This is a genomic window from Plantactinospora alkalitolerans (assembly GCF_015690345.1).
GTDB lineage: Bacteria > Actinomycetota > Actinomycetes > Mycobacteriales > Micromonosporaceae > Plantactinospora > Plantactinospora alkalitolerans.
The window spans coordinates 14,105-27,611 of record NZ_JADPUN010000166.1 but is presented as its reverse complement, the minus strand read 5'-3'; the positions used below and the strand labels follow the sequence as shown (position 1 = coordinate 27,611).

Here is a 13,507-nt window from a genome sequence, read left to right as displayed (position 1 = left end):
CCATGGCCTCGCCTCGGACCCCTTTTGAAGCCGTGCTGCACGCCGCTCGCGACGTGACCAAGCTCGACTGCGCGCTCGACGCCGAGATGCTCGGTACGGCACTTCTGGGCAGTGTCTATGCCATCGCGGAGGAAGACCGCAGCAGCGCCGTCCGGGAATTCGTCGGCGATTTCCTCTCCGCGACGTCACGCCGCCGGACCGCCGCCGCGACCACGATCCGGACCGTCTTCGCCGCGCTGGTGCCGGACGCCGTCGGCGCCGGCTCGGTCAAGCCCGGCACCCAGGCGCCGTCCTGGTCCGGCCAACTCGGCAAGGTACGCCTGACCGGCAGCTACGCCTACGGCGACGTGTACGGCGACCAGACGTCGTACCTCGCCACCTTCGCGTACGACGACAGTGAGGCGGGCGGCCCCGAGCACGCGGTGGTGGCCCTGGTCGACCACAACATCGGGATCACGAAGGACGTGTTCGTCGGTGGCCCCGCCGAGCGGATCCTCGGACAGGTCCGGGAGATGTGCGCCGACGACGCGTTGACCTGGTTCCGCGAGGAGGATCCGTCGCGGCTGCGCGGCGAGGTGGCCCGGCACCTGGACATCACCGACGAGTTGGGGGACCTGCCCGACGAGGGTTCGCTGGCCACCGATCGCGCCCTGGTGGGCCACCGGCTGGCACTGCTGCCGGCACCGGCGGCCCCGGTGGTCGGTGACGACGACGTCGAGCCGCTCTCCACGGCCGAACGCGACCGGCTGGTACGCGCCTTCCTGGCCTCGCCCGAGGCGGCCAGGTTCGGGCTGCACCAGGTGGCCGAGCCGGATCTCGCCTCCCTGCACTTCTGCCTGAGCCTGGTGCTGGACCATTCGGCGTCGTTTCCCGACGCGGACCCGATGCGCTGGAGTCCGGCGGTCGCCGGTCTCTTCCTGCTCGACTGGGTGCACCGGCGGGCGGTGCTGGACATGGACGACGCGGCGATGCTGCCCCGGGTGGTCCGGAGCTGGGCCGCGTACGCCGCCCGGCAGCGGGCCCTGCCGGGCGAGGCGGCCACCCAGACCGACAGTTCGGTCGAGGAGATGGTGCCGGAGTTCGTCCGCCTCTACACCACCGGCGAGCGGCGCAGCCCGGCCACGGCGGCCGTGGCGCAGCTGATGGCCGAGGGCGTCGACCCCAACGATCCGGAGGCGCTGGACGCCTGGATCGAGGCGAACCGGCAGCGGCTCGGCGACGACCCGGTGCAGTGATTCCGGGCGGGTCGCCCCGGCCCGGAAACCGCGTCTAGCGCTCGTCGGCGGGCTGGCCCAGCAGCCGGGCCCGGCGGGCGGTCAGGCCGGGCAGGTCGACCCGGACCGGCCACGGCTGGTCGGTCGCGAACGGCTCGGTGGTGTAGTGGGTGACGTACCGGTACTGCCGGCCGGCCGGGTCGAGCACCAGCTCGGCGAGCGCGATGCTCGGCTTGTCCTCCTCCGGCACGACGATCCAGTACGCCGGCACACCCGCCCGGGCGTAGAGCGCCCGCTTGGTCTCGGTGTCCCGCAGCGCGGAGGTCGGCGACACGACCTCGACGACCAGCAGCGCGTCGGCGATCGGGAACGGGGTACGCCGCAGGTGCTCCGCCCGGGTCACCACCACGTCCGGCCGGGGCTCGTTGTGGTCGTCGACGGTGGTCGACTGGTCGGTGCCGACGACGTATTCGTCGGAGGGATTCGAGTCCCAGAGGATGTTGGCGATCCACAAAGCGATGGTGTTGTGGTCGATCGTGGCCGAGGGGGACACGATGATGCTCCCGTCAATCAGCTCGTAGCGCCGGCCGTCGTCCGGCAGGGCGTGCAGGTCTGCCGTGGTGTAGCCGTGCGGGCCGGGCCGGTCGAGGGCGATCGGGGCGGCGGTCATCGGAGGACCTCCGGGATCGGTCGGGGGAGCCACGAGGTCAAGGCTACGGGTGGGACGTTCACGGGCGCCACGATAACGGTGAGCACCGACAGGTTCACGCAACGGCGGCGGGGCGGCGCTTTCGCACCGCCCCGCCGCCATACCCGGAAATCTCAGATCGCGACCTCGTGGTCGTCGTGCAGTCCGCCGCCGCCACCGGCCGGTGCGGTGGTGCCGCTGGCCGGGCCGCCCGTCGGCGCGGTCACGCTGCGGGTGTCGTAGGCGTAGGTGATGACCGCGTGCGCAACGGCGTCGGACATCTCGTCGATCGCCTTGAGGCTGATGTTGTCGATGTCGTCGCAGGCCTGGTGGTAGCACGGGTCGTACGCGACACCGGCGGTGCCGCCGTAGACCCTGGCCTCCTCGGCCGTCTTGACCAGCTCGGCTCCGGTGAACAGGCCACCGGACGGAATGTCCACACCGGCCGCGATGAACGGTCCGTAGTCGCTCCGTCCGGAGAACGGCGTCTCCGCCGAGGCCAGCCGCTGCGACCGGAAGTAGTCGTGGAACAGCTTCTCGATCGCCCCGGAGCCGGGCGGGCCGACCGCCGATCCGGTGCCGGGCGGGAACGCCGAGTTGTCGCCGTCGTAGACGAACCGGACGTAGTTCGGCGAGCCGACCATGTCGAAGTTGAGGTACAGGGCGATCTTGTCCCGCTCGGCCGCCGGCAGGTTCGCGACGTAGTACGTCGAGCCGACCAGGTTGGCCTCCTCGGCGCCCCAGAGCGCGAACCGGACCCTGTTCCGGGTCGGGAAGACGCTCATCTTCTCGGCGATCTCCAACAACGCGGCGCTGCCGCTGCCGTTGTCGTTGATCCCCGGGCCCTCCGGCACCGAGTCGAGGTGCGCACCGGCCATCACCACGTTGCCCGGGTTGCCCCAGCGCGACTCGGCCAGGATGTTCTCGGTGCTGGCCATGCCCCGGTAGGTGTCGGTGAAGACCCGAAGGGTGAGGCCACCGGCGACCTGACCGACCAGTTCCTGGCCGAGGGCCTGTGAGACGCCCAGCGCGGCGAAGTCCAGGGTGTACGTGTTGCCCAGGGTTCCGGAGAGGTCGCCACTGATGTTGTTGTAGATGACGGTGGCGGCCGCACCGGCGGCCGCCGCGTTGCTGGCCTTCTGCCCGAACGCGCAGGTGCCCCGGCTGATCAGGACGATGGTGCCGACGTTCGCCGGGCCGAAGTCGCTGGCGGCGCAGCCCTGGGAGTCGCCGGCCGGCACGCTGGCCGGCGCGGTGACGTCGGCACTGCCGGAGTAGCTCATGATCCGATGTGGCAGGTCGCCGGCCGGCGCCGAGGTCCGCTGCAGTTCGGACGGAGTGTTGATCAGGAACGTCTGGAAGTCGAACTTCTGCCGCGTCACCCGGTATCCGGCCCGCCGGAGCACCTTCTCGGCGTAGTCCACCGATCTGTCGTAACCGGACGCGCCCGAGGCCCGGTTGCCGCCGTTGCGGTCCGCGATCTTCTGTAGCTCCTTGAGATGCTTCTGTATGCCCTTGGCGGTCACCGCCTTGCGCAATGCCCAGGAGCCGAGGCTGCCCAGGTTCGCCTGGGCGGGTGCTGGCGCGGCCACGACCGCGAGCGCTGTCACGAGCGTGGTGGCCAGCAGGCCACGGCTCCACCTACCGCTGGTACGACCCACGCTGCCTCCTGTCGCTGATCACCGGGGTTTTCCGGTGTTGTCGAGGGACGTCAGCATAGCTACGGGTGGATGGCCGGTGAATAGTCCACATGAGTGTGCTTACCGGCCGGTAGGGCCGAGTCACCACAAACCACAGGCCTGGCGGGCGGCGGCGGTCGAGCCGGCGGGCTGTGGGTGGCTGTGGGTGGCCGGCTGCGGCTGCGGGTGGCGTGGCCGGGGACCGGCGGCCCGCGACGCGGGAGAGCGCGTCGCGGCCCGCCGGTCTTATCGAAAGACCGGTCCGCCCCTCGCCGGCCGGTCAGGGCGGCGGCGCTGACCGAGGTCAGCGCCGCCGAGGGCCGCCGTTGCCGGTCGGCGACCCCGTCTGAGGGTTGTGCTGCACCGGTGCCTTCCGGCCCGGAACTTTTCGTCCTGTTGACGATAACGGTTGTGGTAGCTTCTCGTCAAGGTGGTGATAATTCAGATGACCGAATATCCACCGTTCGCGGTGACCGTCGACCTGGTGGTCCTCACCGTGCGCGAGGACGAACTCTGCATCCTGCTGGTCCGCCGGGGCGTACCGCCGTACCACGGTCGCTGGGCGCTGCCCGGCGGGTTTGTCGGGATCGACGAAGACCTGGCGGACGCCGCCGCACGGGAACTCACCGAGGAGACCGGGGTCCCGGAGCCGATCGGCCACCTCGAGCAACTGGGCACGTACGGCACGCCGGGGCGCGACCCGCGCGGCCGGGTGGTGACGGTGGCGTACCTGGCCCTGCTTCCGGACCTACCGCCGCCGGTGGCCGGCACCGACGCGGCCGCGGCCGACTGGCTTCCGGTGTCCCGGATCGCCGACGCCGAGCTCGCCTTCGACCATGACGTCATCCTGGCCGCCGGGCTGGAGCGGGCCCGGGCCAAGCTCGAATACACCCCGCTGGCCACCGCCTTCTGTCCAGCGGAGTTCACCATCGCCCGGCTGCGGACGGTCTACGAGACCGTCTGGAACAGGCAACTCGACCCACGCAACTTCCACCGGAAGGTGACCGGCACCCCCGGCTTCGTGGAGCCCGCCGGCCGGGTCACCGAGGGAGATCGGGGCCGACCGGCTCAGCTCTACCGACGCGGATCGGCCGACCTGCTGCACCCGCCGATGCTCCGCCCGTCCGTCACCCGAGGCTGACCCTCACCCGAGACTGACCCTCACCCGAGGCTGAGTCCGGCGGCCGGCGCCGGGACAGGGCTCGGCGCCGGGACAGGGCTCGGCGCCGGGACAGGGCTCGGCGCCGGAGTCGGCGACGGGTCGGTCGACTCGGGGGCGGCGGTCGGTTCCCCGGACGGGGTCGGTTCCGCCGAGGGAGTGGCCTCCGACGGCCCGGTCGGTGCCGGAGACGTCGCGGGCGCCGTCGGCGACGGTTCGACGGTGCCGGTCGGCCCGGCCGACGGCGGCCCGCTGGGTTCGGCCGACGTGGACGGCTCCGGTAGCGGCGGGGAAGGCGACGGCTCCGGCACCGGGGACGGAGGCAGGGACGGAGCGGATGACGGCGGCACGGTCTGCCCCGGCTCCGGTGTCGGCCCCGGAAGCGTCGGCAGGCTGCCCGTCCCGTTCGGATTCGGGCCGCCGTCCGGCGGTCCGCCGGGTTCCGTACCCGACGTTTCGGCATCGTCGAGCCAGCCGCCGGAGGGGACGGGGAACGGCCGCGGTCCGGACCGCAGGGACCGGTCGCCCGTACCGGCCGGGCCCGGCGCCACCACGGGGGGCGTGGTCGAAACCAGCGGTACGACCACCAGCGGCCCGCCGGACGGCGGCGCGATGAACGGAGTTACCCCGGCCGGTGGCATGCCGTCGGCCACGGTCGCCGAACCGCTGCCGATCGCCGCCAGGATCGGCAACGACGACGTGCCGGCCAGCAACGCGACCGTGAACAGATAGCGTCGGGCGGGCCCCGCGAGCCCTTCGGCCCGGTGGATCCCGGTCACCCGGCGGTATCCGACGTGCGCGCCTCCGGACCGCCGGTGCCGGGCCAGCAGCATGGGAGCCGGCTCGTCGTTCCCGTGGTTGGGCACGGAAAGCTCCTCGTCGTCGCGGGGACAGCTGGGGGCCGGCGCGCCCGCAACGGCGGCATCGGCCAAATGGGACCGGGCGGGAACTCGTCTCGACCAGGCGACATTTCCGCTACCTACAGTGATGTAGTGACGATGAGTTTGCCAGCCTTACACAGCGTGTCAGCGACGGAGTTTGAAGTGTTCCGGTCGCCGTACCCGATCAAATGGGTTTATCTGGTGCGAACCTGGCGGCCATTCAAATCTGGCGGAGGCCGAACTACAGGTGTGCTGAGCTGCTCTGCGAATATGGAGCCGACGGCAACGCGGCCAAACCTTCCGCGCACCCCCCTGCGGCAGGCGGGACGCGGTGCCGGCGCTCGGTGGACCAGGATCGGCCAGAATCTGGTCCACGTCGCGTGGCTGCCCCTACCGGGGTAAGGCGCGACAGCCACCCCCGGTCCGGCACCAGCCGGACGGGCGCACCAGCTGCGCGGTCGGGACACCCCCGGTGCCGACGCACGAACGACAGGGAGATAGGGATGGCGAAGGGCGATCCTGCGGGTACGGCCCGCGGTAGGCGGGCCACAACCCGGTCCGCACGGCCTGGCGGAACAACCCCAGGCGCAGGGGATCTCGTGCAGCTGCTCACCCCGGACGGCGACCGGATCGACAAGGTCACCTGGTCGGACGGTACCGAGTACCGCGTCGACTTCACCGACGAGGAGTACCGCGGCCTGTACCGGGACCTCGTCCTGGTCCGCAAGCTCGACGCCGAGGCGACCGCGCTACAGCGGCAGGGTGAGCTGGGCATCTGGGCCAGCCTGCTCGGCCAGGAGGCGGCCCAGGTCGGTTCCGGTCGGGCCCTGCGCACCCAGGACATGGCCTTCCCGACCTACCGGGAGCACGGCGTGCTCTACTGCCGGGGAATCGACCCGATCATGCCGCTGGGTCTGTTCCGCGGCGTCGATCTCGGCGGCTGGGACCCGAACGAATTCAAGTTCAACATGTACACGATCGTGATCGGGGCGCAGACCCTGCACGCGACCGGCTACGCCATGGGCGTGAACATGGACGGCCGGACCGGCACCGACGACGGCGAGGCGGTGATCGCCTACTTCGGCGACGGCGCCTCCGCCCAGGGTGACGTGAACGAGGCCTTCATCTGGGCCAGCGTCTTCAACGCCCCGATGGTCTTCTTCTGCCAGAACAACCAGTACGCCATCTCCGAGCCGCTGGAGCGGCAGACCCGGATCCCGCTCTACCAGCGGGCCGCCGGCTTCGGCTTCCCCGGTGTACGGGTGGACGGCAACGACGTGCTGGCGACGTACGCGGTCACCCGGGCGGCGCTGGACAACGCGCGTCACGGTCAGGGCCCCACCCTGATCGAGGCGTACACCTACCGGATGGGCGCGCACACCACCACGGACGACCCGACCCGGTACCGGATCGCCAGCGAGGTCGAGGCGTGGCAGGCCAAGGATCCGATCGCGCGGGTCCGGACCTTCCTCACCAAGCAGGGCATCGCGGACGACGCGTTCCTCGCCGAGGTGGACGAGCAGGCGAAGCAGGAAGCGCTGCGACTGCGTGAACGGGTGCTCGAAATGCCCGATCCCGAGCCGCTGACCATGTTCGACAACGTGTTCCCACACGGCTCGCCGGAGGTGGACGCCCAGCGTGAGCTGACCGCCCGGTACATGGACTCGTTCGAGGGGAGTGCGCACTGATGGCCACCGAGACCCTCACCCTGGGCAAGGCACTCAACCGTGGCCTGCGTCGCGCGCTGGAGAGCGACCCCAAGGTCATCATCATGGGCGAGGACGTCGGCAAGCTCGGCGGCGTCTTCCGGATCACCGACAGCCTGCAGAAGGACTTCGGCGAGAACCGGGTGATCGACACCCCACTCGCCGAGTCCGGCATCATCGGCACCGCGGTCGGCCTCTCCATCCGCGGCTACCGGCCGATCTGCGAGATCCAGTTCGACGGTTTCGTCTACCCGGCCTACGACCAGATCGTGTCGCAGGTGGCGAAGATGCACTACCGCTCGCAGGGCAAGGTCAAGGTGCCGATCGTCATCCGCATCCCGTTCGGCGGCGGCATCGGCGCGGTGGAGCACCACTCCGAGTCCCCGGAGGCGTACTTCGCGCACACCGCCGGCCTGAAGGTCGTCGCCTGCGCGACGCCGCAGGACGCGTACACGATGATCCAACAGGCGGTCGCCTCGGACGATCCGATCGTGTTCTTCGAGCCGAAGCGGCGTTACCACGAGAAGGGCCTGGTGGACCTGGACGCACCGCTCGGCGACGCGTACCCGCTGCACGCCGCCCGGGTCGTCCGGCCCGGCCGTGACGCCACGCTGCTGGCGTACGGCCCGATGGTGCGGACCGCACTGGAGGCCGCCGCCGCGGCGGAGGAGGACGGACGTGACCTGGAGGTCATCGACCTGCGCACCCTCTCCCCGCTCGACCTGGGCCTGGTCTACGAGTCGGTCCGGCGGACCGGCCGGTGCGTGGTGGTCCACGAGGCGCCCGGCAACCTCGGTCTCGGCTCCGAGATCGCGGCCCGGATCACCGAGGAGTGCTTCTACTTCCTGGAGGCTCCGGTGCTACGGGTAACCGGCTTCGACACGCCCTATCCGGCCGCCCGGTTGGAAGAGGACTACCTGCCGAACCTCGATCGGGTGCTCGACGGCGTCGACCGCACCTTCGGGTGGTGAGCGGGATGTCGCGAGTCAGGGAGTTCCCCCTGCCCGACCTCGGGGAGGGGCTGACCGAGGGCGAGATCCTCAAGTGGCTGGTGTCGGTCGGTGACACGGTCGAGCTGAACCAGCCGATCGTCGAGGTGGAGACCGCCAAGGCTGCGGTCGAGATCCCGGCCAAGTGGGGCGGCAGGGTCACCGCGATCTTCCACGAGGAAGGCACGGTGGTCGACGTCGGCACGCCGATCTTCGCCGTCGACACCGATCCGGGTGCCGGCGACCTGCCGGTGCCGTCCGCCGCCTCGTTGGCGGCGGTCGAGCTGGCCCCGGCCGAGGGCGCCATCGAACCGGGCCTGATCGGCGGACCGGCACCGGGCGGACGGACGGCGGTACTGGTCGGATACGGCCCGAAGACCGGCGCCGCGAAGCGCCGACCCCGCAAGGGCGCCGGGCCGGCTGGCACTCCGGTGCCACGGTCCGCACCCGCATCGGTACCGGCGCCCGTGCCGGCTCCGACCCCGGTGCCGGCCGCTGCGCCGGTACGCCAGCCGGCTACGACGCCGTCTCCGGCGCCCGCCGCCGGGACCGGTACGGGCTCCGAGGCGCTGGTTCTGGCGAAGCCGCCGGTACGCAAGCTCGCCAAGGATCTCGGGGTGGACCTGCGTACCCTGACCGGATCAGGCCCGTTGGGCTCGATCACCCGGGACGACGTACACCTGGCGGTGGCCGGGGGCGGGGCGGAGGCCGAACCGGCGTCCGCGGCCCGGACCACGGCGGGCCCCGCCTTCGGACCCGACCGGGAACAGCGGATTCCGGTCAAGGGCGTGCGGAAGCTCACCGCGCAGAACATGGTCGCGTCGGCGTTCACCGCACCGCACGTCACCGAGTTCCTGACGGTCGACGTGACGCGGTCGATGAAGGCGCTCGACCGGCTGCGGAAGCGTCGGGAGTGGCAGGAGGTCCGGGTCTCGCCGCTGCTGCTCGTCGCCAAGGCGGTGCTGCTCGCGGTCGGTCGGCATCCGATGGTCAACTCGACCTGGACCGAGAACGAGATCGTGGTCAAGGAGTACGTCAACCTGGGCATCGCGGCGGCGACGGAGCGCGGCCTGATCGTGCCGAACATCAAGGACGCCGGCCGGCTGTCGTTGCGTGAACTGGCCGACGCGATGACCGCGCTGGTCCAGACGGCGAAGACGGGACGGACGGCGCCGTCGGACATGTCCGGCGGGACCCTGACCATCACCAATGTCGGGGTCTTCGGCGTCGACACGGGTACCCCGATCCTGCCGCCGGGCGAGTCGGCGATCCTCGCGTTCGGGGCGATCCGGGAGATGCCCTGGGTACACAAGGGCAAGATCAGAGTTCGTTCGGTGACAACGCTGGGGCTCTCCTTCGACCACCGGATCATCGACGGCGAACTGGGGTCGAAGTTCCTGCGTGACGTGGGCGACTTCCTGGCCGATCCGGAGGCGGCCCTGCTCGGCTGGACCTGACGCTCCGACGATCTGCACTGGCGGGACGCGGCCGGTGTGCTCCGGGTTACTCCCGGGCACACCGGCCGTATCCATAAGGTTACGAAGAACCGTCGCCACGAAGACCGTTGGACTTTTGATTCGTAGGCTGGTGTCCCAACTCACCTTAGAATCAGTGGCAGGCCGAGGCTCGGTGCGGTTGAATGGACACATCAGACGGGAAGACAACCGAATAGCCAGGGGGCGCACACCATGAGCATGATCAACCGACTTCGTAACCGACGGGCCAGCGTCCGACGCGCGCGGGCGATCGAGCGGGCACTGCAGGCGACCAGTTCGCCGGCGGTCCGCGACGAGATCCTGATCGCCGCGCAGCGCTACTACGGCTGACCCCCAGCGGAGCCTCCTCATCTCCGCACCAGATCGACGGCCCGCCCGGTCCTCCGGGTGGGCCGTCGGCGTTTCACCACGCAGGCCACCGGGATTCCGCGCCCACCGCGCCGCCCGGTACGGTGGGGCTCGGTCGTCGCCCGACCAACCGCCCGGGACGTATCGAGCAGACCTCGTCAGCTCCACGTTCCCGAACGGCCGGCCCCGGCGACCGGCGCTGCCCCCGGGCGGCACCGGCCTGGACCGGTTACCGTGCGGGGAGCTTGCTGAGCCGGTTTCGCGCCGGTACCGCCGGGCGACCCTGGCCGGAGGACCGACGCGCGATCGGCGCGGCCGACATGTGATGGAGGAGGCGCGCGCATGACGTCCGAGGACCCGCAGCACCCCGGCCGGTGGCCGGACGAGGCTGCGCCGGGCGCCGCAGGCCCAGCCCCGTACGGCAGTCCCGCACCACAGGGCGAGGACCGGTTCCCGCCCCAGGGTGCCGGTGCGCCACCGGCCGACTTCGGATGGGCACCACCACCGTCCGGGCGAGCGGGCGCACCCAACGGCTGGGACGAGCAGCCGGCCGGCCCGGGTGGCGGCCAGTCCGGCGCGCCCGGCTGGGAGCCGTCCGGCAACGAGCCGGGAGCACCCCGGCCACGCCAGGAGATGCAGTGGGGCGTACCGCCGGAGGCGCCCGCCCAGGCCAGGGCGACGCCCCCCGACGCCGCCGGCTACCCGCCGGAGTGGGGCACCCCACCGGCCCAGGACAGCCCGGCCGGCCCGCCGCGCTGGACCGGATCCGGCCAGTCCGAAGGGCCGTCGAGCGCCCCGCCGACGTATCCGGCCCAGTCCGCCGCTTCCGGCGGCCCGGAGAGCTATCCCGACCAGCACGCCGGGGGTCAGCCGGGCGGTTACCCCGGCCAGCCCGTCAGCGGCCCGCAGGGCGGCTACCCGGCCCAGTCCTCCGGCGGCCCGGCGTACCCGGCCCAGTCGTCCGGCGGCCCGGCGTACCCGTCGGCGGCTCCGGACGGGTCCGCGTACCCCGGCCAGTCCGCCGACAGCTCCGGCTACCCGCCGGCCAACCGGGGCGGCGGCGGCTTCGCCGGTCCCGAACCGTGGGGACCGGGCGAGGCGTGGGGCTCCCAGCGATCTGGTCCGGAGTCCGCCCCGCCACCGGGCGACTATCCGCAGCGACCCGCCGACTACCCACCGCAGGCCGAGGCGGGACAGCCACCCGGCGGTCCGCCGCAGGCTGCTGCCTGGGCACCACAGCCATCGACCTGGTCGTCGTCGCCGGGACCGAACGCCAGACCGGGTGCGTTCGAACCGTCCCATCCCGAATTCGACCGCCGGGAGCCGGGCAGCCCGGCCGACGGACCGGCCTACCAGCCCCGCCCGGCGCCGGGATTCTCACCGGAGAACGCCGTGCCGCTGCCGCCGCAGGAGACCCGGGTACCCGGCGCCAGCCTGGCCGCCGCGCCGCCGGCCGACTACCCACCGCAGGTCCCGAGCGACTACGCGGCGCAGTCCGGGCGGCCCGTGCCGGCCGGCTCGCCGGCCCCCGGCGACTACCCGGCCCGGCCCGGCTTCCAGCCCAGGTCCGACTCCCCGGCAGAGGGCCGGGACTACGGCCAGCCAGCGGACTACGGCCAGCCAGCGGAGGGCCGGGACTACGGCCAACCGGCGGACTACGGCCAGCCGGCGGAGGGCCGGGACTACGGCCAACCCGCGGACTACGGCCAGTCGCCCCGGGAGCCCGACGGCTGGACCCCGGGTGGTTACCCGTCGACCGCGCCGGAGGCGGCACCGCAGCCGCCCGCTCCGCCGCCCGGTGCCATGCCGGTCGTACCCCAGCCACGGGTGCCGACGGACTCCGCGGTCGGCGGTCGGGTGGCCGTACCCGGGGTGGGACGGCCGGAGCCGGCCGCCGACTCCGATCGGCCCGTCGGGCGGGCCAGCGCCGCCGTCCCGGCGGCCAGTCGGGTCCTGCCGCCGGCCGACCACGTCGCCGCGACCCCGATGCCGGCACCGCAGCCACGGGTGTACGGCCGGGCCGCCCCAGCCGACGAGCCCGACCAGGCCCGCGCCGCCGAGCCTGGCGGCTGGGAGGCCGACCGGTCCGGCGGCGAGAGCGCGAGAATGCCCGGAACGGGCGTCTACGGCGCGCCACCGGCACAGCCCGGCTCGGAAGACCATGGCGACCGCTTCCCGGATGACCCGCCCGCGACCCGGGTGGCCGTGCCGGGAGCCAGGGCACCCCAGACCGACGCCCCGAACCGCCCTCAGGCGGCCGGAGGCTCGCCATTCGCCGATCTGATCGACTCTCCCGGGACCGGTGCACCCGGATCCGGTCCATCCGATGTCCCCCGGTTCGGCGGAAACGGCCCAGCCGATCGCTTCGGTGGGCCAGGTCCCTCCGACGCCGACCGCTTCGGCGGACCAGGCCCCTCCGACGCCGACCGCTTCGGCGGACCGGGCGGAGCCGACCGCTTTGGTGGATCAGGTCCCTCCGACATCGACCGATTCGGCGGACCAGCCCCCTCCGACACCGACCGATTCGGCGGACCGGCCCCCTTCGACGCCGATCGATTCGGTGGGCCGGGTGGAGCCGATCGTGACCGATTCGGTGGGCCGGGTTCAGCCGAGGCAGACCGGTTCGGTGGAAACGGGACCGGACAGCCGGACTTCGGCCCGCCGATGCCGGGCGCCGGAGGCCCGGGCGGATTCGGCGCGTCCAACTCGGCGGCACCGGTACCGGCGGCGTACGGGGCGCCCGGAGCGGGTGCGACCTACGGATCGCCGGGAGCGGGTGCGACCTACGGCGCGACACCCGGAGCAGCTCCGACGACGTTCGGGGTACCCGGGGGTGCGCCGACGTACGGATCGCCCTCCCCGTCCGGTCCGAGTTGGGGCGGTGGACCGGACGGCGCCGATCAGGGCCGGTTCGACTCGTTCAAGCCGGAACCGGAACCAGAGATCAAGACCGAACCGCCAGCGCCCCAGGTACGCAACGGGAAGGTGCTGTTCCTGGTGCTGGTCGCCGCGGTCCTGCTGCTGGCGATTCCGCTGGGCACGCTCTGGCTGCTCGGCAAGATCGGCGAAGAGGACGCGGCTCCTCCGTTCAACCCGGCGGTGGGCGCCTGTGTCAAGGACTCCGGCGGCACTCCCGTCATCGCCGACTGCGCGGAGCAGGGTGTGTACAAGGTGGTCTCCAAGGTGACCGACAAGGCGGAGTGCGCACCGAACACCCCGCAGACCATCGTCATCCCGGGCCGCAAGGAAGTGCTCTGCCTGCAACCCGCGACCGCCGGGTAGCCGAGCCGGCCGGCTGATACGACGCCGCGCCCCGCCTCCCGTACGGGAGGCGGGGCGCTGGTCGT

10 protein-coding genes are annotated in these 13,507 nt (G+C 72.2%); 7 read left to right on the top strand and 3 right to left on the bottom strand.

What is annotated here, in order from left to right; all coding sequences use genetic code 11:
- Nucleotides 1–2: 2 nt before the first annotated feature.
- Entirely contained in the window at nt 3–1,235 is a 1,233-nt protein-coding gene (locus I0C86_RS17280; protein WP_196202265.1) for a hypothetical protein, read from the top strand.
- A gap of 34 nt (nt 1,236–1,269) precedes the next feature.
- On the opposite strand, the gene I0C86_RS17275 is transcribed toward I0C86_RS17280, so the two are convergent.
- Nucleotides 1,270–1,884 carry a Uma2 family endonuclease gene (locus tag I0C86_RS17275; RefSeq protein ID WP_196202264.1) on the bottom strand — a complete coding sequence of 205 codons (615 nt, stop codon included), beginning with the start codon at nt 1,882–1,884 and terminating at the stop codon, nt 1,270–1,272.
- A gap of 152 nt (nt 1,885–2,036) precedes the next feature.
- A complete protein-coding gene (locus I0C86_RS17270) occupies nt 2,037–3,563 on the bottom strand; it encodes a M28 family metallopeptidase (RefSeq protein ID WP_196202263.1) in 1,527 nt (508 codons plus the stop codon).
- Between the two features lie 463 nt (nt 3,564–4,026).
- Between I0C86_RS17270 and I0C86_RS17265 the strand changes: the two genes are divergently transcribed.
- Nucleotides 4,027–4,722, top strand: coding sequence for an NUDIX hydrolase (locus tag I0C86_RS17265; protein ID WP_196202262.1), 696 nt, complete (start codon nt 4,027–4,029; stop codon nt 4,720–4,722).
- 20 nt (nt 4,723–4,742) lie between these two features.
- Here I0C86_RS17265 and I0C86_RS17260 read toward each other — a convergent pair whose 3' ends face one another.
- Nucleotides 4,743–5,606 (bottom strand): hypothetical protein, encoded by an 864-nt coding sequence (locus I0C86_RS17260; protein WP_196202261.1) that lies wholly within the window; start codon nt 5,604–5,606, stop codon nt 4,743–4,745.
- Nucleotides 5,607–6,124: 518 nt separating this feature from the next.
- Between I0C86_RS17260 and pdhA the strand changes: the two genes are divergently transcribed.
- The 5 genes from pdhA (at nt 6,125) to I0C86_RS17235 (ending at nt 13,442) form a co-directional block, all read left to right on the top strand.
- Complete coding sequence (gene pdhA / locus I0C86_RS17255; protein WP_196202260.1) at nt 6,125–7,309, top strand: pyruvate dehydrogenase (acetyl-transferring) E1 component subunit alpha; 1,185 nt, start codon at nt 6,125–6,127, stop codon at nt 7,307–7,309.
- Nucleotides 7,309–8,298, top strand: coding sequence for an alpha-ketoacid dehydrogenase subunit beta (locus I0C86_RS17250; protein WP_196202259.1), 990 nt, complete (start codon nt 7,309–7,311; stop codon nt 8,296–8,298). The genes pdhA and I0C86_RS17250 overlap by 1 nt, the downstream gene beginning before the upstream one ends.
- A gap of 5 nt (nt 8,299–8,303) precedes the next feature.
- Nucleotides 8,304–9,773 carry a dihydrolipoamide acetyltransferase family protein gene (locus tag I0C86_RS17245; protein WP_196202258.1) on the top strand — a complete coding sequence of 490 codons (1,470 nt, stop codon included), beginning with the start codon at nt 8,304–8,306 and terminating at the stop codon, nt 9,771–9,773.
- 231 nt (nt 9,774–10,004) lie between these two features.
- Nucleotides 10,005–10,142 carry a hypothetical protein gene (locus I0C86_RS17240; protein ID WP_196202257.1) on the top strand — a complete coding sequence of 46 codons (138 nt, stop codon included), beginning with the start codon at nt 10,005–10,007 and terminating at the stop codon, nt 10,140–10,142.
- Between the two features lie 360 nt (nt 10,143–10,502).
- Nucleotides 10,503–13,442, top strand: a complete 2,940-nt coding sequence (locus I0C86_RS17235; protein ID WP_196202256.1) for a hypothetical protein — start codon at nt 10,503–10,505, stop codon at nt 13,440–13,442.
- Nucleotides 13,443–13,507 lie beyond the last annotated feature (65 nt).

What these genes read in the sequence shown, in the direction of transcription:
- I0C86_RS17280 (WP_196202265.1), top strand. Translation starts at nt 3, where the DNA reads ATGGCCTCGCCTCGGACCCCTTTTGAAGCCGTGCTGCACGCCGCTCGC.
- I0C86_RS17275 (WP_196202264.1), bottom strand. Translation starts at nt 1,884, where the DNA reads ATGACCGCCGCCCCGATCGCCCTCGACCGGCCCGGCCCGCACGGCTAC.
- I0C86_RS17265 (WP_196202262.1), top strand. Translation starts at nt 4,027, where the DNA reads ATGACCGAATATCCACCGTTCGCGGTGACCGTCGACCTGGTGGTCCTC.
- pdhA (WP_196202260.1), top strand. Translation starts at nt 6,125, where the DNA reads ATGGCGAAGGGCGATCCTGCGGGTACGGCCCGCGGTAGGCGGGCCACA.
- I0C86_RS17250 (WP_196202259.1), top strand. Translation starts at nt 7,309, where the DNA reads ATGGCCACCGAGACCCTCACCCTGGGCAAGGCACTCAACCGTGGCCTG.
- I0C86_RS17245 (WP_196202258.1), top strand. Translation starts at nt 8,304, where the DNA reads ATGTCGCGAGTCAGGGAGTTCCCCCTGCCCGACCTCGGGGAGGGGCTG.
- I0C86_RS17240 (WP_196202257.1), top strand. Translation starts at nt 10,005, where the DNA reads ATGAGCATGATCAACCGACTTCGTAACCGACGGGCCAGCGTCCGACGC.
- I0C86_RS17235 (WP_196202256.1), top strand. Translation starts at nt 10,503, where the DNA reads ATGACGTCCGAGGACCCGCAGCACCCCGGCCGGTGGCCGGACGAGGCT.